The 22,027-nt window shown below is 72.8% G+C and carries 21 protein-coding genes; 15 read left to right on the forward strand and 6 right to left on the reverse strand.

Annotated elements, in window-relative coordinates; genetic code table 11:
* The first annotated feature begins 49 nt into the window (after nt 1-49).
* The 5 genes from ACIP5K_RS20725 to ACIP5K_RS20745 are packed head-to-tail and all read left to right on the forward strand — an operon-like array spanning nt 50 to nt 4,697.
* Entirely contained in the window at nt 50-1,696 is a 1,647-nt protein-coding gene (locus tag ACIP5K_RS20725) for a sensor histidine kinase (protein ID WP_401411462.1), read from the forward strand.
* Entirely contained in the window at nt 1,693-2,100 is a 408-nt protein-coding gene (locus ACIP5K_RS20730) for a roadblock/LC7 domain-containing protein (protein WP_401411463.1), read from the forward strand. The genes ACIP5K_RS20725 and ACIP5K_RS20730 overlap by 4 nt, the downstream gene beginning before the upstream one ends.
* Nucleotides 2,097-2,501 (forward strand): DUF742 domain-containing protein, encoded by a 405-nt coding sequence (locus ACIP5K_RS20735; protein ID WP_401411465.1) that lies wholly within the window; start codon nt 2,097-2,099, stop codon nt 2,499-2,501. The genes ACIP5K_RS20730 and ACIP5K_RS20735 overlap by 4 nt, the downstream gene beginning before the upstream one ends.
* The gene (locus ACIP5K_RS20740; RefSeq protein ID WP_401411466.1) at nt 2,482-3,132 is read left to right on the forward strand and encodes a GTP-binding protein; all 651 of its coding nucleotides are present in this window, start codon (nt 2,482-2,484) and stop codon (nt 3,130-3,132) included. Before ACIP5K_RS20735 ends, ACIP5K_RS20740 begins: the two co-directional genes overlap by 20 nt.
* A 53-nt stretch (nt 3,133-3,185) precedes the next feature.
* Complete coding sequence (locus tag ACIP5K_RS20745) at nt 3,186-4,697, forward strand: cytochrome P450 (RefSeq protein ID WP_401411468.1); 1,512 nt, start codon at nt 3,186-3,188, stop codon at nt 4,695-4,697.
* Here ACIP5K_RS20745 and ACIP5K_RS20750 read toward each other — a convergent pair.
* From ACIP5K_RS20750 to ACIP5K_RS20760, 3 genes are all read right to left on the reverse strand, one after another.
* Entirely contained in the window at nt 4,691-5,656 is a 966-nt protein-coding gene (locus tag ACIP5K_RS20750) for an RluA family pseudouridine synthase (protein ID WP_401411470.1), read from the reverse strand. The genes ACIP5K_RS20745 and ACIP5K_RS20750 overlap by 7 nt on opposite strands.
* An 86-nt stretch (nt 5,657-5,742) precedes the next feature.
* Nucleotides 5,743-6,579, reverse strand: coding sequence for a siderophore-interacting protein (locus ACIP5K_RS20755; RefSeq protein ID WP_401411471.1), 837 nt, complete (start codon nt 6,577-6,579; stop codon nt 5,743-5,745).
* A gap of 50 nt (nt 6,580-6,629) precedes the next feature.
* Nucleotides 6,630-7,589 carry a 5'-3' exonuclease H3TH domain-containing protein gene (locus ACIP5K_RS20760; protein ID WP_401411854.1) on the reverse strand — a complete coding sequence of 320 codons (960 nt, stop codon included), beginning with the start codon at nt 7,587-7,589 and terminating at the stop codon, nt 6,630-6,632.
* A 244-nt stretch (nt 7,590-7,833) separates the two neighbouring features.
* Here ACIP5K_RS20760 and ACIP5K_RS20765 point away from each other — a divergent pair, with 244 nt between their 5' ends.
* The 7 genes from ACIP5K_RS20765 to ACIP5K_RS20795 all read left to right on the forward strand — a co-directional run bounded on the left by ACIP5K_RS20765 (nt 7,834) and on the right by ACIP5K_RS20795 (nt 15,242).
* Complete coding sequence (locus ACIP5K_RS20765; protein ID WP_401411473.1) at nt 7,834-8,973, forward strand: glycine betaine/L-proline ABC transporter ATP-binding protein; 1,140 nt, start codon at nt 7,834-7,836, stop codon at nt 8,971-8,973.
* Nucleotides 8,966-11,584 (forward strand): ABC transporter permease/substrate binding protein, encoded by a 2,619-nt coding sequence (locus ACIP5K_RS20770; protein ID WP_401411475.1) that lies wholly within the window; start codon nt 8,966-8,968, stop codon nt 11,582-11,584. The genes ACIP5K_RS20765 and ACIP5K_RS20770 overlap by 8 nt, the downstream gene beginning before the upstream one ends.
* Before the next feature lie 267 nt (nt 11,585-11,851).
* The gene (locus ACIP5K_RS20775) at nt 11,852-12,280 is read left to right on the forward strand and encodes a hypothetical protein (protein ID WP_401411477.1); all 429 of its coding nucleotides are present in this window, start codon (nt 11,852-11,854) and stop codon (nt 12,278-12,280) included.
* Between the two features lie 20 nt (nt 12,281-12,300).
* Nucleotides 12,301-12,735, forward strand: a complete 435-nt coding sequence (locus ACIP5K_RS20780) for a hypothetical protein (RefSeq protein ID WP_401411478.1) — start codon at nt 12,301-12,303, stop codon at nt 12,733-12,735.
* 106 nt (nt 12,736-12,841) lie between these two features.
* Complete coding sequence (locus ACIP5K_RS20785; protein WP_401411480.1) at nt 12,842-13,819, forward strand: hypothetical protein; 978 nt, start codon at nt 12,842-12,844, stop codon at nt 13,817-13,819.
* Between the two features lie 112 nt (nt 13,820-13,931).
* On the forward strand, nt 13,932-14,507 hold the full coding sequence (locus ACIP5K_RS20790; RefSeq protein ID WP_401411481.1) for a helix-turn-helix domain-containing protein: 576 nt from the start codon (nt 13,932-13,934) through the stop codon (nt 14,505-14,507).
* A 6-nt stretch (nt 14,508-14,513) separates the two neighbouring features.
* Nucleotides 14,514-15,242 (forward strand): helical backbone metal receptor, encoded by a 729-nt coding sequence (locus ACIP5K_RS20795; RefSeq protein WP_401411483.1) that lies wholly within the window; start codon nt 14,514-14,516, stop codon nt 15,240-15,242.
* A 196-nt stretch (nt 15,243-15,438) separates the two neighbouring features.
* Here ACIP5K_RS20795 and ACIP5K_RS20800 read toward each other — a convergent pair whose 3' ends face one another.
* Nucleotides 15,439-16,557 (reverse strand): TDT family transporter, encoded by a 1,119-nt coding sequence (locus ACIP5K_RS20800; protein ID WP_401411484.1) that lies wholly within the window; start codon nt 16,555-16,557, stop codon nt 15,439-15,441.
* Nucleotides 16,558-16,627: 70 nt separating this feature from the next.
* Between ACIP5K_RS20800 and ACIP5K_RS20805 the strand changes: the two genes are divergently transcribed.
* Nucleotides 16,628-17,608, forward strand: a complete 981-nt coding sequence (locus tag ACIP5K_RS20805) for a LysR family transcriptional regulator (protein WP_401411486.1) — start codon at nt 16,628-16,630, stop codon at nt 17,606-17,608.
* Nucleotides 17,609-17,617: 9 nt separating this feature from the next.
* On the opposite strand, the gene ACIP5K_RS20810 is transcribed toward ACIP5K_RS20805, so the two are convergent.
* Both ACIP5K_RS20810 and ACIP5K_RS20815 read right to left on the reverse strand, forming a co-directional pair.
* A complete protein-coding gene (locus ACIP5K_RS20810) occupies nt 17,618-18,316 on the reverse strand; it encodes a gamma-glutamyl-gamma-aminobutyrate hydrolase family protein (RefSeq protein ID WP_401411487.1) in 699 nt (232 codons plus the stop codon).
* A gap of 123 nt (nt 18,317-18,439) precedes the next feature.
* On the reverse strand, nt 18,440-19,165 hold the full coding sequence (locus ACIP5K_RS20815; RefSeq protein ID WP_401411489.1) for a FadR/GntR family transcriptional regulator: 726 nt from the start codon (nt 19,163-19,165) through the stop codon (nt 18,440-18,442).
* A gap of 95 nt (nt 19,166-19,260) precedes the next feature.
* Here ACIP5K_RS20815 and ACIP5K_RS20820 point away from each other — a divergent pair, with 95 nt between their 5' ends.
* Nucleotides 19,261-20,619, forward strand: coding sequence for a glutamine synthetase family protein (locus ACIP5K_RS20820; protein ID WP_401411491.1), 1,359 nt, complete (start codon nt 19,261-19,263; stop codon nt 20,617-20,619).
* 46 nt (nt 20,620-20,665) lie between these two features.
* The gene (locus ACIP5K_RS20825; protein WP_401411492.1) at nt 20,666-22,021 is read left to right on the forward strand and encodes an aldehyde dehydrogenase family protein; all 1,356 of its coding nucleotides are present in this window, start codon (nt 20,666-20,668) and stop codon (nt 22,019-22,021) included.
* Nucleotides 22,022-22,027: the final 6 nt, after the last annotated feature.

Below are 22,027 nucleotides of genomic sequence, written 5' to 3' on the forward strand. Positions count from 1 at the left end.
ACGACGAACCGTCGCACACTTCCCCCATACGACCGTTCAGAGGGCATACATGGTGAGTGTTCAATCGCCTCCCGGTGGCCGAGAAGTCCCCTACACACGCGTGCTGTTGCTGCCCGCGATGGTCATGGCCGCCGCCACCGGGGCGGCCGTCGCCCTGGTCGCCGAGCCCGCGCGGCTCGCCGTCACCCTGTGCGGCGCCCTCGGCACGCTCCTGGTCGTCGCCGTCGCGGCGGAGGCCGTGCGCCGCGGCCGGGTCCTCAGGGGGCAGCGCACCCAATACGCCCACCACGTGGCCGAGTTGGAACACCGCATCGCCGACCAGGAACAGCGCACGATGCGGGTCGCCAAGGACGTCCTGCCGCACGCCCTGTACCGGCTGCGCACCGGCGACAACCCCGTGGACGCCGTCCGCAACACCTGCGACGCCGAACCCGCCTTCCGCGAGGTCACCCGCGGCGAGCGCGCGCTGATCAGCGCCTGCCTCAAGGAGATCGACCGGGAGGCCGCCGCCAACGACGCGGCCCAGCGCGCCTTCGTCTCCATCGCCCGCCGCGTCCAGGCCATCGTGCACAAGCAGGCCCAGGAACTCCGCGAGATGGAGGAGGACCACGGCCGCAACCCCGAGGTCTTCGACGACCTCCTGCGCATCGACCACGGCACCGCCCTGATCGGCCGCCTCGCCGACTCCGTCACCGTCCTCGGCGGCGCCCGGCCCGGCCGCCAGTGGCCCAAGCCGGTCAAGCTCTACAGCGTGCTGCGCGGCGCCATGTCGCGCATCCTGGAATACCCGCGCATCGACCTGCACGCCATCTGCGACATCGCCATCAAGGGCATCTCCGTGGAGCCGCTGATCCACGCCGTCGCCGAACTGCTCGACAACGCCACCCGCTACTCGCCGCCGCAGACCCGCGTGCACGTCACCGCCGTCGAGGTGCAGACCGGGGTCGCCATCGAGATCGAGGACGGCGGCGTCAGCCTCGGCGAGGAGCAGCGGGCCCGGGTCGAGCGGATGCTGGACCGCGCCCAGGCCGGCGTCGACCTCAACGACCTCGGCGAGAACCCGCGCCTCGGCCTGTCGATCGTCGGCCGCCTCTGCTCCATGTACGACATGCAGATCTCGCTGCGCCAGTCCGCGTACGGCGGCGTGCGCGCCGTGCTCGTCGTCCCGCGCGACATGATGAGCAGCGAGCCCGCGCCCGGCCTCGCCCACGGCATCGGCGCCACCGCCGTGCCGCGCGTCGACCACAACGGCGTGCCGATCCAGGAGGAGCCGCGGCTGAAGAAGACCCGCCGCCCCACCACGGGCCCGCGCCCCTCCGCCCCGCTCCTCGCGATGGAGGACGACGTCCCGGTGGTCACCGAATGGCGGGCCAACGGGCTTCCGCAACGCCGCAGGAAGGTCGACACGAAGATCATCGAGAACCAGATCATCGTGACGCCCCGCAACCCCGACCTCTCCCTGCCGCCGCCCGAGGCGCAGGGGTACGGGAGCGGGTACCCCCCCACCCCGTCCGTGGAGCCGGAGCACGACAAGCCCGACCAGCCCGACCAGCCCGAACCCGGCCTGTGGGTCGAGGCGTTCATGAACGGGCTGAAGCCCGGCGGGAGCGCCGAGGCCGACGGTCCCGGTGCCGCCGCCGAGAAGCCGCACGACGACGCGTACAACCAGCAGGTCGACGAGGGAGACCGTCAGTGATCCAGCAACGCGCCAACTTCGACTGGATGCTCAAGGAGCTCGCCGACAGTGTGGCGAACGTGCAGCAGGTGGTCGTGCTCTCCGCCGACGGTCTGCGCATCGCCCGCTACGGCGGCGACCCCGACGCCGCCGACCGGCTCGCCGCCGCCTGCGCGGGACTCCAGTCCCTCGCCTCCGCGGTCGCCACGGAGATCCCCGACTCCAGCGGCAGGATGAACATGGTCATCATCGAGGTCGACGCCGGGTTCTTCTATCTGATGGCCGCGGGCAAGGGCGCGTATCTCGCCGTCCTCGCCAACCAGTTCGTCGACGCCGGCATGATCAGCCACCAGATGCGCGACCTCGTCATCCGGATCGGCACCCACCTCACCAGCCCGCCCCGCCGCAACGGGCAGACCGTATGACGCGGTCCTCCCAGCCCCCCTACCGGGAGCCGCCGCGGCGCGAGCGGCGCTCGCCCGAGACGCCCCAGGACCCCAAGGACCTGGAACGGCTGTACGTGATCACCGGCGGGACCGACGGCTCCGAGCGCGCGCCGCTCGACCTGGTCACCCTGATCGTGGCCCGCGCCGGGCCGAAGCCGTCGGCGCCGCCCGAACAGGCCGCCGTCCTGCGGATGTGCCGCACGCCCCTGTCCACGGCCGAGATCTCGGCCTATCTCAATCTGCCGTTCAGCGTGGTCACCGTGCTGCTCGGCGAACTCCTCGCGGCCGAACAGGTCCAGGCCCGCGCTCCGGTCATCCGGGGCGCGGTCGCGGACCGTTCCCTCCTCGAAGCGGTGATGCATGGACTACAGAAGCTCTGACCACGCGGCCGCCACCGACGTCACCACCGGCGGCACGCACCTCCCGGGGCCGCGGGCCGAGGACCGGCTGCCCGAGACGGTCAGCTCGGCGGTGAAGATCGTGATCGTCGGCGGCTTCGGGGTGGGCAAGACCACGATGGTCGGGTCGGTCAGCGAGATCCGCCCGCTCACCACCGAGGAGACCATGACGCAGGCCGGGATCGGCGTCGACGACGACTACGGCTCCGACACCAAGACGGCCACCACCGTGGCCATGGACTTCGGCCGCATCAGGATCACCGACGAACTCGTCCTGTACCTGTTCGGGACGCCGGGCCAGGAACGCTTCTGGTTCCTGTGGAACGGGCTGTTCGAGGGCGCGCTCGGCGCCGTCGTCCTCATCGACACCCGTCGCCTGGAGGTCAGCTTCGACGTGATCGGGCGGCTGGAGGAGCGCGGCGTCCCGTTCGTCATCGCCAACAACGCCTTCCCGGACGGCCCGCGCTACCCCGCCGAGGAGCTGCGCGACGCCCTCGACCTGGACCCGCGGGTCCCGATCATCGAGTGCGACGCGCGCCGCCGGGCCTCCAGCCGCGACGTCCTGCTGACCCTGATGCGCTATCTCCACGAGATGGCCCTGCACCACGCCTGACCCCGAACCGCCGCGCCCGCCCCATCAGTTCACCCATCGACCGGAGCGATTCCGTGACGCCACCTCCCCCCGACCCCTCCCGGTCGCCCGCCGGGTACGACGACCTCGACGGCTACGGCGCGACCCCGCCGCCGGGCTGTCCCGCGCACGCCCTCGGCCCGGGCGGGCTGCGCCGGCTCTACGGGCCCGAGGCCGACGCCGACATCCCCGCCCTCTACGAGAAGCTGCGCGCCGAACACGGCCCGGTGGCCCCCGTGCTGATCCACGAGGACGTCCGGATGTGGGCCGTGCTCGGGCACACCGAGAACCTGCACATGGTGCGCAGCACGTCCCAGTACACCCGGGACGCCCGCATCTGGACGCAGATGAAGAACGGCACGTTCAAGCCCACGCACCCGCTGGCCCCCGTCGTCAGCTGGCAGCCCATGGCATCCTTCGTCGAGGGCGCCGAGCACGCCCGGCTGCGCGGCGCGGTCACCGCCGCCATGTCGACCATCGAGCACCGCAGCCTGCGCCGGTCCATCAACAAGGGCACCCAGGAGATCATCAACCGGTTCTCCGAGCGCGGCACCTGCGACATCGTCAGCGAGTTCGCCGAGCACCTGCCGATGATGGTGATGCTCGACGTGATCGGCGCCCCCGAGGCCTACAGCGAGCGGATCGTGCAGAACGCCCGCGACTTCCTCAAGGGCACCGAGACCGCCATCGCCAGCAACGAGTTCATCATGGGCGTCCTGTTCGACCTCGTGGCCCGGCGCCGGGCCCAGCCGGTCGACGGCGACTTCACCAGCGGGCTGATCAGCGATCCGGCCGGGCTCACCGACGAGGAGGTCGCGCACCACCTGCGCCTGGTCCTCATCGCCGGGTACGAGGCGACGGCCAACCTCATCGCGAACGTGCTGCGCGTCGTGCTCACCGACCCGCGCTTCCGGGCCCAGCTCAACGGCGGGCAGATGACGGTGCCCGAGGCCGTCGAGCAGTCGCTGTGGGACGAGCCGCCGTTCAGCGCCATGATCGGCTACTTCGCCAAGGTGGACACCGAGCTGGGCGGACAGCACATCCGCGCGGGCGACGGCCTGCTCTTCGGGATCCAGCCGGGCAACGTGTGCCCGGTCGTCCGCCCCGATCCGACCGCGCACATGATGGGCAACCGCTCGCACCTCGCGTTCGGCGGCGGGCCGCACGAGTGCCCCGGCCAGGACATCGGCCGCGCCATCGCCGAGATCGGTGTCGACGCGTTCCTGATGCGGCTGCCCGACACCGAACTCTCGGTCGACGAGAGCGAGTTGCGGTGGCGTTCGTCGATCCTGTCCCGGCACCTCGTGACGCTGCCGGTGACGTTCACACCGCGCGCGCAGCAGGACGTCAGCGGCAAGCCCAGCATCACGCCGCCGCGCCGGCCGGACTGGCAGGTCTCGTCGGCGCCCGCGCCGGCCGTGCCCCCGTCGCCCGCCGAGCCGGCGCCGCCCGCGATGCCGTCCGCGGTGCTCCCCGCGCAGGGGAGCGAGCCGGAACCGCCGGCCGGTGCCTGGCAGCGGTTCCTGCGCTGGTGGCGCGGCTACTGATCGGCGGGCCCGTCGGCCCAGGACGCGTACGACGTCCAGGCGCGCAGGGTGCGGGCGCTGACGAACCGGTGCTCGCGCCCGGTCACCGGGTCCCGGAACTCCAGTGAGCGTGCCAGGAGTTGCAGCGGCCGGTGGAAGTCGCCGGGCGCGACCGGGTCGGCGACGACCGGGTACAGCGGGTCGCCGAGGATCGGCAGGCCCAGGCGGTTCATGTGGACCCGAAGCTGGTGGGTGCGCCCGGTGTGCGGGGTCAGCCGGTACCGGCCGAGCCGCCCCGCGTGCGCGGCGAGCCGGACGTCGGTCTCGGCGTTGGGCTCGCCGCCCGGGACCTCCCGGGCGGCGAGCACCCCGCGCTCCTTCTCGATCCGGCTGCGCAGGGTCACGGGCAGCGGCACCGCCGGATCGTACGCGGCCACCGCCTCGTACTCCTTGCGCACGAGCCGGTCCCGGAACAGCGTCTGGTACTTCCCCCGCTCCGCCGGCCGTACGACGAACAGCACCAGCCCCGCCGTCAGCCGGTCGAGCCGGTGGGCGGGGCCGAGCGTGGTGAGGCCGAGATCGCGGCGCAGCCGGGCGAGCGCCGTCTCGGTGACATGGCTGCCGCGCGGGGTCGTGGCGAGGAAGTGCGGCTTGTCGGCGACGACGATGTGCTCGTCGCGGTACACGATGCCGATGGTGAACGGCACCGGTGTCTCGGGTGCCAGGTCGCGGTGGAACCAGACGCTGCCGCCCGGCTCGTAGGCCGACGCGGCGGTGATCGCGCTGCCGTCGGCCCGCACGATCCGGCCCTCGGCGATCATCGCGTCGAGCACGCCGTCGCCCGCGCCGAGCCGCCCCACGAGGTGGTCGCGGAGGGTGGCCCAGGCGTCGGCGCCCGCCACCGGCAGGCGCACCCGGACCGCGTCGATTCCGGCGCGCTGGGGGAGCGGGGAGGGCGTGCTGGGCCTTCGGCGGGTCACCGGGCCAAGGGTACGGGGGCGGGCCCGCGCGACCGGCCGCGGTGGCGCGGGCCCGCTCCGGGGCGGGCGGGACGCGCGGGTCGGCGTCAGCTCTCCTGTTCGGCCTCGACCTGGGCGTTCCAGTCGCGCTTCGACGCCTGCCAGCCGTCCTCGTTGTGGCCGAGGCGCCAGTAGCCGGAGATGGACAGGTCCTCGCGGGGGATCTGCCGCTCGACGCGCAGATAGCGGCGCAGTTCCTTCACGAACCCGGCCTCGCCGTGCACGAAGGCGTGCAGCCGGCCCTCGGGGAAGTCGAGTCCGGTGACCGCCGCGCACAGCGCCCGGCCGACCGGACGGTCCGCCCGGTGCAGCCAGGTGACCGCGACCGGGGTGTCGATCTTCTGCTCCTCCTCGGGGCCCTCGACCTCGATGAAGGCGTGCGCCCGCGTCCCCTCCGGCAGCGCCTCCAGCGCGGCGGCGATCGCCGGCAGGGCGCTCTCGTCACCGGCGAACAGGTGCCAGTCGGCGGCGGGGTCCGGGCGGTAGGCGCCGCCCGGTCCCATGAAGTGGATCGTGTCGCCGGGCCGCGCGGCGGCCGACCAGGGGCCGGCCAGGCCCTCGTCGCCGTGGACCACGAAGTCGACGGTCAGCTCGCGCGCGGCCGGGTCCCAGGCGCGCACCGTGTACGTCCGCGTGACGGGCCACTGCTCGCGCGGCAGCTCCTCCCGGATCCGCTCCACGTCGAAGGGCTCCTCGTACGCGACGCCGGGCGGCGCGAACAGCAGCTTCAGGTAGTGGTCGGTGTACTCCAGCTCGGTGGGGAAGTCCGCGAGACCGTCCCCGCCGAGCACCACCCGCTGCATGTGCGGGGTGAGCCGCTCCGTGCGCACGACCTGTGCGGAACGGGCCTTGCGGGGCTTGCGCGCTGCGGGACGCTCGGCCATGTACGGTCTCCCTCGATCCACGGCTACTTAGGTAAACCTAAGTTAGCACCTCACCCGGAGAGTGTGGCCAGGAGCCGCTGCAAAGAACCCCCCAAGCCCCAGCGGGCCCCCAACCGCTCGACCGCGGCCGGGTCGCGGGGCGTCCGGGGCAGCGCGGTGTCCACGTCGGGCAGCGGCACGTCGCCCGCGACCCGCACCACGGTGGGCGCCACCGCGAGGTAGGGGCGCGACGCGTCGAGCCGCGTGCGCTGCGTCGGCGTCAGCTTCGCCTTCGGGTCGTCGACCGCGGCCAGGATCCCGGCCAGGTCCCCGAACTGCGCGAGCAGCTTCGCGGCCGTCTTCTCGCCGATGCCGGGCACGCCCGGCAGGCCGTCGCTCGGGTCGCCGCGCAGCAGCGCCATGTCCGCATACCCGGAGCCGTCGACCCCGTACTTCTCGCGCAGCAGGTCCTCGTCGGTGATCTGCAACGTGCCGACGCCCTTCACCGGGTACAGCACGCGCCGCTCCCGCCCGTCGTCGACGAGCTGGAACAGGTCGCGGTCGCCGGTGACGATGTCGACCGGGCCGCGCGCCCGCCCGGTGAACGTGCCGATCACGTCGTCCGCCTCGTACCCGGCGACGCCGACCCGCGCGATGCCCACCGCGTCCAGCACCGCCTCGATGATCGGGACCTGCGGCGAGAGGGTGTCGGGCACCTCCTCCTCGTCCGGGGTGCCCGCCGGCGTCTCCTCGGCGACGCGGTGCGCCTTGTAGGAGGGGATCAGGTCGACGCGCCACTGGGGGCGCCAGTCCGCGTCCATGCACGCCACCAGGTGCGTGGGGTGGTGGTCGTGGACGAGGCGGGTGATGAATTCGAGCAGTCCGCGCACCGCGTTCACCGGGGTGCCGTCCGGGGCCTTCACGGAGTCCGGCACTCCGAAGTAGGCCCGGAAGTACAGGGACGCGGTGTCGAGCAGCATCAGGCGCTGGTCCGCGGAGGGGGCGGCGGGTCCTTGGGTCACCTTGCGCATCATGCCGTACGCCACCGACAGGCGCCGGACGGAGCCGGACGCAGCCGGACGCACGGTGAACGGAATGTGAACTGGACCACTCCGTGTTTGGTCCGCATAAGGGCGGGCAGGCGCCGAGCCGGAGCGAAGCCGGTCTCACGTTCAACTATTGAACGGTTGGACGAGGCCGACCGGACGGGCCGACCCCGTGTCGCTCCTCGGCCCGCCGGCGGGGGAGGCGGGCCGTCCTGTTTCGACCCGAGAGGTGTATGTGTCCAGGCTTGAAGCCGAAGACCTGTACAAGGTGTTCGGCAGACGACCCGCCGAGGCGGTGGAGAAACTCCGCCGCGGAGCAGACCGTGAAGAGCTGCGCGCCGACGGCACCACGGCCGCCGTCATCGAGGCGTCCTTCACCGTCGAGCCGGGCCAGATCTTTGTCGTGATGGGTCTGTCCGGCTCCGGCAAGTCCACGCTGCTGCGCATGCTCAACGGACTCCTGGAGCCCACGGCGGGGCACGTCCGCTTCGACGGCCAGGACCTGACGCAGCTGTCCGCACGCGACCTGCGCGAGGTGCGCTCCAAGAAGATCAGCATGGTCTTCCAGCACTTCGCGCTGTTCCCGCACCGCTCCGTCCAGGAGAACGCGGCCTACGGTCTCGAGGTGCAGGGCGTGCCCCGCGCCGAGCGCGAGAAGCGCGCCCACGAGGCGCTGGAGCTGGCCGGTCTCAAGGGGTGGGAGAAGTCCTTCCCCGACGAGCTGTCCGGCGGCATGCAGCAGCGCGTGGGCCTGGCCCGCGCGCTCGCCACCGACGCCGACATGCTCCTCATGGACGAGTCGTTCAGCGCGCTCGACCCGCTGATCCGGCGCGACATGCAGGACCAGCTGCTCGAACTCCAGAAGACCCTGAAGAAGACCATCGTCTTCATCACCCACGACCTGAACGAGGCCATGCGCCTGGGCGACCGCATCGCCGTCATGCGCGACGGCCGCATCGTCCAGATCGGCTCCGCCGAGGACATCCTCGTCACGCCGGCCAACGACTACGTCGCGTCCTTCACCCAGGACGTCGACCGCTCCCGGGTGCTGAGCGCGGGCGCGATCATGGCCACCCCCGAGCCGGGGTACCGGGCGTCCGAGGCCCCGGCGACGGTCACCGAGGACACCCCCATCATCGAGCTGTTCACGCCCTGCGCGACCAGCGAGATACCCGTGGCCGTGACCGACGACGCGGGCACGCTGCTCGGTGTCGTCCCGCGGCAGCGGCTGCTCGCCGTGCTCGGCGAGCCGATGAAGACCGTGGAGGGCGGCGCCGCCGCCGGCTCCACCGAGGAAGCGGACGACGCCGACACCTCGCCGCGCGGCGAGGGCGACGGCCCGGTGGAGAAGGTGAACGCCGGTGCCTAGGCTTCATTTCGGTGACTGGGTCGAGGACGCGGTCGACTGGCTGCAATCCCATCTGACCTGGCTGTTCGACTTCATCCAGACCGTCCTGGGCGGCATGTACGACGGGGTGGACGCCGTGCTCGGCGGCGGTGAGCCGCTGCTGATGGCGGGCATCCTCGCCGTCATCGCGTGCTGGCTGCGCGGTCTGCTCCCCGGCGTGCTCGCCTTCGTCGGCATGGCGCTGATCGACTCGCTCGGCCTGTGGGACGACGCGATGGACACCCTGTCCCTCGTGCTCGTCGCGGCCGTCATCACCATCGTCATCGCCGTCCCGGTCGGCATCTGGGCCGCGCGCAGCAACCGCGTCAGCGGCGCCATCCGCCCGGTGCTCGACGTCATGCAGACGATGCCGGCGTTCATCTACCTGATCCCCGGCGTCATGTTCTTCGGCGTCGGCACCACCCCGGGCCTGCTCGCGACGGTCATCTTCGCGATGCCCCCCGGCGTGCGCATGACCGAGCTGGGCATCCGGCAGGTCGACGGCGAGCTGATCGAGGCCGCCGACGCGTTCGGCACCAGCCCGCGCTCCACCCTGACCCGCGTCCAGCTGCCGCTGGCGCTGCCGACCATCATGGCCGGTGTCAACCAGGTCATCATGCTGGCCCTGTCGATGGTCGTCATCGGCGGTATGGCCGGTGCGGGCGGCCTCGGTGAGCAGGTCTACTCGGCGATCACCCAGCTGAAGGTCGGCCTGGCCGCCGAGAGCGGTGTCGCGGTCGTGGTCCTGGCCATGTACCTGGACCGGATGACGGGCGCGCTCAACGAGCGGGTGTCCCCGCTGGGCCGCCGCGCCGCCGCGAAGCTGGCCGCGACCCGCAGCGGGTTCTCCTTCGCGCACTACAAGCCGGCCGGTGTCGTCGCCGTCGTCGGTGTGGTCGCCCTGGCGCTGGTCGCCGGCGGGATGAACCTCACGGGCTCGGACGACTCCGCCACCGCGAACAGCACGGACGTCGGCAAGGGCGACAAGGTCAGCATCGGCTACATCCCCTGGGACGAGGGCACCGCCTCCACGTACCTGTGGAAGGAGCTGCTGGAGCAGCGCGGCTACACCACGGACGTCAAGCAGCTCGACCCCGGCCCGCTGTACTCCGGCGTGGCGCGCGGCGACGTCGACTTCCAGACCGACTCCTGGCTGCCCACGACGCACAAGGCGTACTGGGACAAGTACAAGAGCAAGCTCGACGACATGGGGTCGTGGTACGGCCCGACCTCGCTGGAGCTGACGGTCCCCTCGTACGTGAAGGGCGTCGACTCGCTCGCCGACCTCAAGGGCCAGGGCAAGAAGTTCGACGGCAAGATCATCGGCATCGAGGCCAGCGCCGGAATGATGGGGACCCTCAACAAGAAGGTCCTCAAGGCGTACGGGCTGGACGGCGAGTACAAGGTCGTCTCCTCCAGCACGTCGACGATGCTCGCCCAGCTGGAGCGCTCCATCAAGAAGAAGGAGCCGGTCGTGGTGACCCTGTGGTCGCCGCACTGGGCGTACGGCAAGTACGACCTGAAGAAGCTCAAGGACCCGAAGGGCGCCTGGGGCAAGGGCGAGGAGATCCACACCGTCGCCCACAAGGGCTTCGCGCGGAAGAACCCGACGGTCGGCAAGTGGCTGAAGGACTTCAAGCTCACCGAGAAGCAGCTCACGAGCCTGGAGAACGACATCAAGGCCGCCGGCGAGGGCCACGAGCAGGACGGCGTGCGCGGCTGGCTGAAGAAGAACCCGGGCCTGGTCGACAAGCTGGCGCCGGTGCCCGGCGGCGGTGCGCAGAAGCAGGGCAAGGACGCCGGCAAGTCGGTCGACATGGGCTACTTCCCGTGGGACGAGGCCATCGCCTCCTCCTACCTGTGGCAGAACATCCTGGAGGACCGCGGCTACAAGGCGAACCTGAAGCAGCTCGACCCGGGACCGCTCTACACCTCGCTCGCGCAGGGGCAGATGGACGTCCAGCTCGACAGCTGGCTGCCCCAGACGCACAAGCAGTACGTGGACCGGTACAAGGACAAGCTGTCCGACATCGGCTCCTGGTACGGGCCCACGTCGCTGGAGCTGACGGTCCCCTCGTACGTGAAGGGCATCGACTCGCTCGCCGACCTCAAGGGCCAGGGCAAGAAGTTCAACGGCAAGATCATCGGCATCGAGGCGAGTGCCGGAATGATGGGAACGCTGAACAAGAAGGTCCTGAAGGCGTACGGGCTCGAGGGCGAGTACAAGGTCGTCTCCTCCAGCACCTCGTCGATGCTGGCCGAGCTGAACCGCTCCATCAAGAAGAAGGAGCCGGTCGTGGTGACCCTGTGGTCGCCGCACTGGGCCTACGGCAAGTACGACCTGAAGAAGCTCAAGGACCCGAAGGGCGCCTGGGGCAAGGGCGAGCGGATCCACATCGTCGGCAAGAAGGACTTCGCCTCGGACTTCCCGGAGTTCAACAAGTGGCTGAAGGACTTCAAGCTCAGCGACAAGCAGCTCGCGTCGCTCGAGGTCGAGATCCAGAAGGGCGGGGCCGGGAATGAGAAGGCCTCGGCCCGCAAGTGGCTGGACTCCCAGCCCGGCCTGGAGGACAAGCTGGCCCCGGTGTCCTGACCTGGACGCACGGGAGAGCTGAGAAGCGGATCCAGCGGAGACATCCGCGAAAAGGGGCCCCGCCGGTGCACACCGGCGGGGCCCCTTTTCCCGCATGTCCGCATTTCTGTCGCGGGCGTTCTCTGGATGCCTTGAAACGAATGTGGAGATTGTGTCGAGTAGTTGATCGATAGTGACGGCAAATGAAAAGATCAAGACGTTCGCGAGCCCGGGACCGACCAATTCCGGGCTTTATCGCGCACTTTTTTCATTCATGAAGGGGGATTCATGCTGAAACGCATCGGTACCGTCCTGGGCGGCGCGCTGCTGTTCGCGGCCGTCGGGGTCGGGACGGCCTCGGCCGAAGCGGGACACCAGGCGGTGAACGTGTCCGGGGGGCCGCCGGCCGGCGCCGCGTGTTCCACCGAGGGCTGGGCCCACGGGTGTTACGTCGCGAGCGGCGACCAGATCTGGGTCAAGGACGCGAAGGAGGACGGCCACCACGCCGCGGTCGTCTTCTGGTGGAGCGGTCAGGCCTCCAAGCCGGAGCTGAGCTGCCACGACCACCACGGCACGGCGGCCGGCTGGACCGTCTGCAAGGACCTGGCCGACGTCATTCCGGAGCACTCCACGCTCACCTTCTGGCCGATGACCATGGAGGGCGACCACATCGTCCCCGGAGGGGCCAGCCCGCAGGTCATCACGCCCACGTCCTGACGTCGCACGGAGGAGAGAACATGATCCGCAGGATCGCGCTGGTGACGGGTGCGCTCGTCACCGGTCTCGCGCTCGCCGCCGCCCCGGCGTCGGCCACCGAATCGGTCAAGCAGACGGCGAAGAAGGGGTCGGGGCCGCCCAGCGGCGCCCAGTGCTCCGTCGGCAAGGGTGTCACCGTCTGCTTCCAGAAGGACGGGGACAGGATCTGGGTCCTCGACAAGCAGGAGGACGGCCACCACGCCGTCGGCGGCTGGGGCTTCGCCAACGGCGACAGCGACGTCTGGGACTACGAGTGCCACGACTACGCGGGCAAGGCGGGCGGCTGGACGTACTGCGGCTGGGCCGACACCATCCCGGAGTCGGCGACCATCACCTTCCGCGGCATGGAGTTCGAGGGGAGCACCCCCCTGCTCAACGGTGACGCGGGTTCGCCGCTGAGCTCCAAGGCGTCCTGACACCGGACCGCACCGGGCTCCGCCGCGGCCCCCCGCGGGCTGTGGCGGAGCCCACGCCGCCGTCCGGGCCGTCCGGGCGCCGGGGGCTCGTACGCTCGACAGCACCGTGACCGCCGCCCGGCCGAGCGCCCTCGCCGCCGCCGCGCTGGCCGCCGTTCTGCTGCTGATCCAGTTGCCCGCCGCCAGTGCCCGGCCCGCCTCGGTGGCCACCGCCCGTTTTGTCGCCCTTGCCGCTGATGTCACCGCGGCGGACGGCCACCGGTACGGACTGCGCGACGACACCGGCGCCACCATGGACGCCGCACAGATCGTGCAGGCCCCCGGCGCCGGGACCTACCTCGCCGTCTACCACTCGATGCGCGCCGACGGCCGCTTCCACTCCGCCGTCGCCACCTCCGCCGACCTGCTGCACTGGCACCGCCGCCACGACTTCGGTCCGGGCTCCAGCCAGCCGGCGCTCGCCGCCGACGGGCACGGCGGCTACGTCCTGGCGTACGAGAAGGACCCCCGCAACCACATCGCCGTCCGCGGCTACGCCGATCTGGACGCACTCCTCACCGGCCGCGCCGCCCACCGCTTCGACGCGCCCCGCACCCTCTCCGGCTGCGCCGAGGGCACCCCGGCGATCACCGCCGTGCACGGCGGCACCATCGCGCTCACCGGCCACTACCGCGCCGACTGCGACACCGACCGCCAGCTCACGGCCACCCTGGAGGACTTCACCACCTGGTACGCCGCCCCCGACCACCGCCTCGACCGGGCCGTGCGGGCGTACGGCACCCGTGGCAACATCGGCGACCGCGACCGGGTGCGCCTCGCCGGAGCGCCGATGGTCCTCGTCGAGGGGCAGCGCCGCCGCGGCGACTTCGGCAGCTGGTCGGCGTACGCCTACGATCCCGCGTCCGGCCGAGCCGACCGGGTACCGGTGCGCACCGGCGGCGGCTCCACCTCCTTCGCCAATCCGTCGGCCACCCGGATCACCGACCCCGACGGTCGCCGGGCCCTCCTGACAAGCCTGTTCATCCCGGCGGAGGGGGCCGCGCCGGGCGAGTCCGGACAGCTCGTCTACTGGCGCGAGCTGTAGCACACGGCCCGAACCGGGACCCCGGCTTGTGCCGCTCGTATGAAACGGCGCGACGAACATGCGTAGGGTGCAACCAAACGGACATGGCCGGGGTGGGAGGGAGCGGGGCGTCATGGATGAACACAAGGAGTCACTCCGTGTGGGCGCTGCCGTCCGGCGCCGGCGCCGGACGCTCGAACTGACGCTGTCCGTCGTCGCCGAGCGCAGCGGCCTGTCGGTGCCCTTCCTCAGCCAGGTGGAGAACGAGCGGGCCCGGCCGAGCCGCCGCTCCCTGGAGAAGGTCGCCGACGCCCTCGGCACCACCGCCGTCGAACTGCTCGCCGCCGCCGACCCGGCCCGCACCGTCGACCTGGTCCGCATCGACGACACCTCCGTGGAGGACGCCTCGGCGGGCGGCGTCGTGCGGTCCCTGGTGCGCGGGCACCACCAGATGCACGCCCAGGAGTTCGTGGGGGACCACGACCCGGGCCGCGAGTTCCAGCTCCGCAACGACGTGCTGATGCACGTCACCGAGGGCGCCGTCGAGGTGGAGGCGGAGGGCCGCGCCTACCGGCTCGTGCGCGGCGACACCCTGTACCTGACCGGTGGCGTCCGGCACCGGTGGCGGGCGACCGTGCCGGACGCGCGGGTGCTCGTGGTGGCCGTCGCGGAGCACATCGACGCGGTCGACGAGCCGGGACCCAAGTAGGCCGGGGTGCGCGTCGTCTCCCTCGTGCCGTCCCTGACCGAGGCCGTCGCCCGCACGCTGCCCGGCGTCCTCGCCGGCGCCACCGACTGGTGCACCCGTCCCACGGACCTCGACGTGCCCCGGATCGGCGGCACCAAGAACCCCGACGTCCCGGCGATCGTCGCCCTCCGCCCCGACCTCGTCGTCGCCAACGAGGAGGAGAACCGCGCGCCCGACCTCGCCGCCCTGCGCGCCGCCGGGACCGAGGTCCTCCTCACGGAGGTGCGCACCCTGCCGCAGGCCGTGACGGAGCTGGACCGGGTGCTGCGCGCGTGCGGGGCGCCGTCCCGGCCGCGCTGGCTCGACGAGGCGGAGGCGGCCTGGACCGCGCTCGCCGCGCCCGCCCGCCGCGTCCGCGCCGTCGTCCCCGTCTGGCGGCGCCCGTGGATGGTCGTCGGCCGCGACACCTTCGCCGGTGACCTGCTCGCCCGCCTCGGCGTCGACAACGTGTACGCGGACCACGCCGAGCGCTACCCCCGCGTCCCGCTCGGTGAACTGGACGCCGTGGACAAGGACGTGGTGGTGCTGCCCGACGAGCCGTACCGGTTCACCGCGGCCGACGGGCCGGAGGCGTTCACCGCGCCGTCGGCGCTGGTCAGCGGCCGGCATCTCACCTGGTACGGGCCGTCGTTGGGCCGGGCGCCCGAGGTGCTGGGCAGGGCGCTGCGGGAACCGGTACGGCGGGGGGACGGCTGAGCGAGCGGCGCGGAGGCGCGCCGGGGCGCGCCGTGCGGCTGCCGCATCCGGGCCGGCCGGAGCGGCACCGCGCCGCCCCGCGCAGCCCCGCACCGCGCCGCCCCGCGCACCGCGCCGCGCCGCGCCGCCCCGCACCGTACCGCGCCGCCCCGCCCCGCTCCGGCGGCACCGTGCCCGCGCGCGCTGACGGCCGCTGTCACGTACGGGCGGGCGGCGCGAGCAGCCGCCCGTCGAACAGCCCCCGCACCGTACAAACCGACGCGACCGCCCAGGCCGCGACCAGGGCCGCGTACAGCACGAGCGCCAGCCCGTCGAACACGGCGAGGCCCGTGTGCCTGCCCAGGCCCTCCGCGCCGGTGACACAGGTCCCGACGGGGAACGTGAACGCCCACCACGTCATCGCGAACCCCATCCCGGCCCGCCGCGCCCGCACCACCAGCGCCACGGAGAGCGCCAGCCACAGCAGCGCGAACCCCGTCACCGGCACCCCGTAGAGCACCGCGAACACCGAGAGGCCGTGCGCGTACGGGACGGGGAGCACGCCGCCCGCGACGTCCGCGAACTTGGTGGCGGCCGTCGTCGACTGGCCCAGCGGACCGAGGACGAGGAAGAGGGCCGGGGTGAGGGCCAGCGGGAGCGGGCCCGCCGTGACCAGCCGCGCGAAGATCACCGGCAGCATCGTCAGCGTCGCCAGCAGGCTCAGCCCGAACATGGCGTAGCAGGCGAGGAGGAAGGACTCCCGGACCTGCCCGGCCGGCAGGTGCGGCACCAGCAGCGGGCCGACCGCCGCCGACACCATCGGCGCGACCACGGGCAGCAGCCACACCGGTGACGCCTGCCCCGGCCCGATCCGGTGCCGCACGACCATCAGGTACGGGATCGCGACGGCGGCGGCGAGCCCCACGGCCGTGCCCGCGACGAACAGCACGGTGTCGACGGCCAGGGCGGCGCCCGGGCCGATCCAGTCCCGCCCGACGAGCAGCGTCCCGGCCCCGACGGCCAGCAGCGCCATCGACAGGCAGCCGTAGAAGGGCGCCACCGCCGGATCGAGGAGATGGGCCCGCGCCCGGTCGCGGTGGTGGGCCCAGTGCAGCGCCCGCGCGGTCAGCAGCGCCAGCAGCAGCACGCACGACAGCGCCCAGACCACCGTGCGGCCCGTGCGCAGCCCCGGGAATCCGACGGGCAGGGTCGCACCCGCGTTGGCGACGATCGCGGTGCCCATGACGGAGGCGTACCAGTGGGGGCCCAGGTGGCGGACGGCGGCGAAGCGGACGCGGGAGGCGGGGACGGAGCGGGGCTGGACAGCGGTGACCATGACTTCACGATGCGCCGGGGGACCACCCCCCACCAGGGGCGTTCCCTGTATCAGGGCATAACCTGGCCTTATGAGTGACGGGCGGCAGCAACCGGCGGAGCGGCAGGGACCGGACGCGGGGGCGGGGCGGCAGCCGGGCCGGGAGGCCCCGCCGCCCGGGCTGCTCGCCCATCGCGTCCCCGACCTCGGCGCGCTCGAACTGCTCCTCGCCGTGGCGCGGCTCGGCAGCCTCGGCGCCGCCGCGCGCGAACTCGGCATCACCCAGCCGGCGGCCAGCAGCCGGATCCGCTCCATGGAGCGGACGCTCGGCCTGGCCCTGGTGGACCGCTCGCCGCGCGGCTCCCGGCTCACCGGCACCGGCGCCCTGGTCACCGACTGGGCGCGCCGGATCGTCGCGGCGGCGGAGGAGTTCGACGCGGGCGCGCAGGCGCTGCGCGACCGCCGCGACTCACGGCTCACGGTGGCGGCGAGCATGACGATCGCCGAGTATCTGCTGCCGCGCTGGCTCCTCGCGCTGCGGGCCGCGCGCCCCGACACCGCCGTCTCGCTGCTGGCCGGGAACTCGGCGGTGGTCGCCGAGCGGCTGCTGGCCGGCGAGGCGGACCTCGGGTTCGTCGAGGGCCTGACCGTCCCGCCGGGCCTGGACTCGACGGTCATCGCGCACGACCGGCTGGTCGTGGTGACGGCGCCCAGCCACCCCTGGTCCCGGCGGCGTAGGCCGCTGGCGCCGGACGAGCTGGCGGCGACCGCGCTCATCCTGCGCGAGGAGGGCTCGGGCACCCGGCAGGTCCTGGACGCGGCGCTGGGCGGCCTCGCCCGCCCGCTGATCGAACTGTCCTCCACGACGGCGGTGAAGGCCGCCGCGGTGAGCGGCGCGGGCCCCTCGGTCCTGAGCGAGCTGGCCGTCGGCGAGGAGCTGACCGCCCGCCGCCTGGTCGAGATCCCGCTGGACGCGACCCCGCTGACCCGCGCCCTGCGCGCCGTGTGGCCCGCGGGCCACCGGCCGACGGGCCCGGCACGCGACCTGCTGGGACTGACCCGGACCGGCTGAGCCAGGCCCCTAGAACCCGTGCGGGGTGCCCGCGGCGCGCACCAGCCCCTGCGTGACGCGCTTGTCCTCGCCCATCTCGGGGTGCCACTGCACCCCGATCACCCAGGACATGCCGGGCAGCTCGACGGCCTCGACGGTGCCGTCGTCCGCGTGGGCGGAGGCGACCAGGCCCCTGCCGAGCCGGTCCACCGCCTGATGGTGATAGGTCGGCACCTCGGACGGCTCCGGGACCAGATCCCCGTACCGCGTGCCCGGCACCGGCGTCACCGTGTGCCGGCCGAAGACCCCGGTCGCCACGACATGACCGTCGAGGTGCTGGGTGAGGGTGCCGCCGAGCGCGACGTTCAGCAGCTGCATCCCGCGGCAGACGCCGAGCAGCGGCGTGCCGGACGTCAGCGCGGCCCGGATCAGGGCCAGTTCCCAGGTGTCGCGCTCCTCGGCGGACGGGCCGGTGCGCGGGTCGCGCTCCGCCCTGTACCGCTCGGGCGCCACATCGGGACCGCCCGCGATGATCAGTCCGTCCAGCCGGGCCACCACGGACGGCGCGTGCCTGGCGTCGTCCGGCGGCACCGTCGCGACGAGCCCGCCCGAGGACTGCACCAGCTGCGGGTAACCGGCGGGCAGCAGCGTCGCGGGCAGTTCCCACACCCCCCAACTGGCCTTCTTCTCCAGGTAGGTGCTGATGCCGATCAACGGCCTGCTCACCATGGCGCTGTGCTCCCGACCTCTGTTGTGCGACAGGGACACCAGAGGCTACGAGATCGTCGCGCCGCACACCGGGACGTTCAGCATGCGGGATCCGCGTCCGATTCCATGGCACGGATCGCGACCTTAGGCCAGGAAACCGCGCAGCAGCGCCGCCGTCCCCGCGCAGTGCTCGCGCGTCACCGCCCGCGCGCCGTCGGCGTCCCCGGCCAGCACGGCCTCCACTAGGGCCGTGTGCTGGCGCTGGGAGTGCTCCAGGTTCCGCACCAGCAGCGGGATGCAGTCGAGCAGGTCGTTCACGCTCGCCCGCACCGCCGCGTACCCGCCCGCCAGCGTCGGCGAACCGGACAGCTCGGCGAGGGTGAGGTGGAACAGCGTGTCCTGGCGCCGGTAGTCCGCGAGCCGCGCGTCACGGGTGCGCGCGAGCGCGTCCCGCAGCCGCCGGGCCCGGGCGCCGTCGAGCCCGTCGGCCGCGCACAGACCGGCCGCCCCGACCTCCAGGACCTCGCGGAAGCGCAGCACGTCCTCGATGTCGACCCCCGCGATCCGGCGCCGCAGCTCGTCCTCGCCGCCCGCCCCGGGGCGCGGCAGCACGAACGTCCCGCCGTAACGGCCGCGCCGCGCCTCGACGAGCCCCTGGTCCTGGAGGACCTTCAGGACCTCGCGCAGCGTCACCCGGCTGATCCCGAGCCGGCGCGCCAACTCCCGCTCCGACGGCAGCCGTTCGCCCTCCGGCACCAGACCGAGCCGGACCACCTGGAGGATCTGCTCCAGCGCCTCCTCGAAGCCGTTGCCCGCCCGCACCGGCCGCAGCACGGTCGCGAGCCCGCCGTCCGCATCCGTGCGCGACATGAGCCCTGATCCCCTTCCCAACCAATGGTTGCGGCCCATACCTTATGCCGTATCACCTCGCACGACCTCATGGTGCAATCGAGGAGGACCATCCCGTGGCAGACCGCACACCCCCGCTCTCCGTCGAGGGACTGCGGTCCCTCGTCGCGGGCGGCGAGATCGACACCGTCGTCCTGGCCTTCCCCGACATGCAGGGCCGGCTCCAGGGCAAGCGGTTCGCCGCCCCCTTCTTCCTCGACGAGGTCCTGGAGCACGGCACCGAGGGCTGCAACTACCTGCTCGCGGTGGACGCCGAGATGAACACCGTCGACGGCTACGCGATGTCGTCCTGGGAGCGCGGCTACGGCGACTTCGCCATGCGCCCCGACCTCGCCACCCTGCGCCGCGTCCCCTGGAACGCCGGCACGGCGATGCTCGTCGCCGACCTCGCCTGGGACGACGGCACCCCCGTCGTCGCCGCGCCCCGCCAGATCCTGCGCCGCCAGCTCGACCGGCTCGCCGCCCTCGGACTCACCGCCCAGGTCGGCACCGAGCTGGAGTTCATCGTCTTCAAGGACACCTACGAACAGGCCTGGGACGCCAACTACCGCGGCCTCACCCCGGCCAACCAGTACAACATCGACTACTCCGTCCTCGGCACCGGCCGCGTCGAACCCCTGCTGCGCCGGATCCGCAACGAGATGGCGGGCGCGGGCCTCACCGTCGAATCCGCCAAGGGCGAGTGCAACCCCGGCCAGCACGAGATCGCCTTCCGCTACGACGAGGCCCTGGTCACCTGCGACCAGCACGCGATCTACAAGACGGGCGCCAAGGAGATCGCCGCCCAGGAGGGCGTCTCGCTCACCTTCATGGCGAAGTACAACGAGCGCGAGGGCAACTCCTGCCACATCCACCTCTCCCTCACCGACGCGGACGGGGCCAACGCGATGGCGGACGGCTCCGGCATGTCCGAGCTGATGCGGCACTTCCTCGCCGGGCAGCTCGCCGCGCTGCGCGACTTCTCCCTCCTCTACGCGCCGCACATCAACTCCTACAAGCGCTTCCAGCCGGGCTCCTTCGCCCCCACCGCCGTCGCCTGGGGCCACGACAACCGCACCTGCGCGCTGCGCGTCGTCGGCCACGGCCGCTCCCTGCGGTTCGAGAACCGGCTGCCCGGCGGCGACGTCAACCCCTACCTCGCCGTCGCGGGCCTCGTCGCCGCCGGCCTGCACGGCGTCGAGAACGAGCTCGCCCTCCCCGACGCCTGCGCGGGCAACGCCTACACGGCGGGCTACGGGCACGTCCCCACCACCCTGCGCGAGGCCGCCGGCCTCTGGGCGGACAGCCCCGTCGCCCGGGCCGCGTTCGGCGACGAGGTCGTCGCCCACTACCGCAACATGGCGCGGGTCGAACTCGACGCGTTCGACGCCGCGGTGACCGACTGGGAGCTGCGCCGCTCCTTCGAACGCATGTGAGGAACCCCCTGTGCCCCAGGAACCCGCAGTGCCCCAGGAACCCGCAGTGCTCCAGGTACTGAACCCGGCGACCGAGGACGTCGTCGCCACCGTCCCCGCCGCCGGCCCCGCGGACGTCGACGCGGCGGTCCGGCGCGCGCACACCGCCCAGCGCGGCTGGGCCGCCGCCGCGCCCGCCGACCGCGCCCGGCTGCTGCGCCGCTTCGCCGCCGCCGTCGACGACCACCTCGAAGAACTCGCCCGGCTGGAGGTGCGGGAAGCCGGCCACGTCCTCGGCAACGCCCGCTGGGAGGCGGGTAACGTCCGCGACCTCCTCGACTACGCCGCCGGCGGCGTCGAACGCCTGACCGGCCGCCAGATCCCGGTCGCCGGCGGCCTCGACATCACCCTCCTCGAACCGCTCGGCGTGGTCGGCGTCATCGCCCCCTGGAACTTCCCCATGCCGATCGCGGCCTGGGGCACCGCCCCCGCCCTCGCCGCGGGCAACGCGGTGCTCCTCAAGCCCGCCGAGACCACCCCGCTCACCGCGCTGCGGCTGGCCGAACTCGCCCTGGCGGCGGGACTGCCCGAGGGCCTCTTCCAGGTGCTGCCCGGCGCGGGACCGGTCGCCGGGGCCGCCCTCGTCGAGCACCCCGGCGTCGCGAAGATCGTCTTCACCGGCTCCACCCGGGTCGGCAAGCAGATCATGGCCGCCTGCGCCGACCGCGTGAAGCGCCTCACCCTCGAACTCGGCGGCAAGAGCCCCAACATCGTCTTCGCCGACGCGGACCTGGAGGCGGCGGCCCGGGCCACCCCCCTGTCCTTCCTCGACAACGCCGGCCAGGACTGCTGCGCCCGCACCCGCATCCTCGTCCAGCGCCCCGTGTACGAGCGCTACCTGGAACTGCTCGCCCCGGCCATCGAGGCCGTCGTCGTCGGCGACCCCGCCGACGAGAAGACCCAGATGGGCCCGCTGATCTCCCGGACCCAGCTGGAGCGGGTCCGCTCCTACGTCGACGAGGACGCCGCCGCCCTGCGCGGCAGCGCCCCCGGGGGCGCGGGCTTCTGGTTCCCGCCGACCGTCCTCACCGACACCGCCGCCGACGCGCCCGTCGCCGTCGAGGAGGTCTTCGGGCCGGTCGCGGTCGTGCTCCCCTTCGACGACGAGGCCGACGCCGTACGCCTCGCGAACGCCACCGAGTACGGCCTCGCCGGCTCCCTGTGGACCCGCGACGTCGGCCGCGCGCTGCGCGTCTCCCAGGGCGTGCGGGCCGGGAACCTGTCGGTCAACTCGCACTCCAGCGTGCGCTACTGCACCCCCTTCGGCGGCTACCGGCAGTCCGGGCTCGGCCGCGAACTCGGCCCCGACGCGCTGGCCGCGTTCACCGAGACCAAGAACGTCTTCATCAGCACGGAGGTCTGAACACAC

This window comes from Streptomyces sp. NPDC088785 (genome assembly GCF_044750685.1).
In the GTDB taxonomy this organism is placed as follows: domain Bacteria; phylum Actinomycetota; class Actinomycetes; order Streptomycetales; family Streptomycetaceae; genus Streptomyces.

What these genes read in the sequence shown, in the direction of transcription:
- ACIP5K_RS20725 (WP_401411462.1), top strand. Translation starts at nt 50, where the DNA reads ATGGTGAGTGTTCAATCGCCTCCCGGTGGCCGAGAAGTCCCCTACACA.
- ACIP5K_RS20735 (WP_401411465.1), top strand. Translation starts at nt 2,097, where the DNA reads ATGACGCGGTCCTCCCAGCCCCCCTACCGGGAGCCGCCGCGGCGCGAG.
- ACIP5K_RS20740 (WP_401411466.1), top strand. Translation starts at nt 2,482, where the DNA reads ATGGACTACAGAAGCTCTGACCACGCGGCCGCCACCGACGTCACCACC.
- ACIP5K_RS20755 (WP_401411471.1), bottom strand. Translation starts at nt 6,579, where the DNA reads ATGGCCGAGCGTCCCGCAGCGCGCAAGCCCCGCAAGGCCCGTTCCGCA.
- ACIP5K_RS20760 (WP_401411854.1), bottom strand. Translation starts at nt 7,589, where the DNA reads ATGCGCAAGGTGACCCAAGGACCCGCCGCCCCCTCCGCGGACCAGCGC.
- ACIP5K_RS20775 (WP_401411477.1), top strand. Translation starts at nt 11,852, where the DNA reads ATGCTGAAACGCATCGGTACCGTCCTGGGCGGCGCGCTGCTGTTCGCG.
- ACIP5K_RS20780 (WP_401411478.1), top strand. Translation starts at nt 12,301, where the DNA reads ATGATCCGCAGGATCGCGCTGGTGACGGGTGCGCTCGTCACCGGTCTC.
- ACIP5K_RS20790 (WP_401411481.1), top strand. Translation starts at nt 13,932, where the DNA reads ATGGATGAACACAAGGAGTCACTCCGTGTGGGCGCTGCCGTCCGGCGC.
- ACIP5K_RS20800 (WP_401411484.1), bottom strand. Translation starts at nt 16,557, where the DNA reads ATGGTCACCGCTGTCCAGCCCCGCTCCGTCCCCGCCTCCCGCGTCCGC.
- ACIP5K_RS20805 (WP_401411486.1), top strand. Translation starts at nt 16,628, where the DNA reads ATGAGTGACGGGCGGCAGCAACCGGCGGAGCGGCAGGGACCGGACGCG.
- ACIP5K_RS20810 (WP_401411487.1), bottom strand. Translation starts at nt 18,316, where the DNA reads ATGGTGAGCAGGCCGTTGATCGGCATCAGCACCTACCTGGAGAAGAAG.
- ACIP5K_RS20815 (WP_401411489.1), bottom strand. Translation starts at nt 19,165, where the DNA reads ATGTCGCGCACGGATGCGGACGGCGGGCTCGCGACCGTGCTGCGGCCG.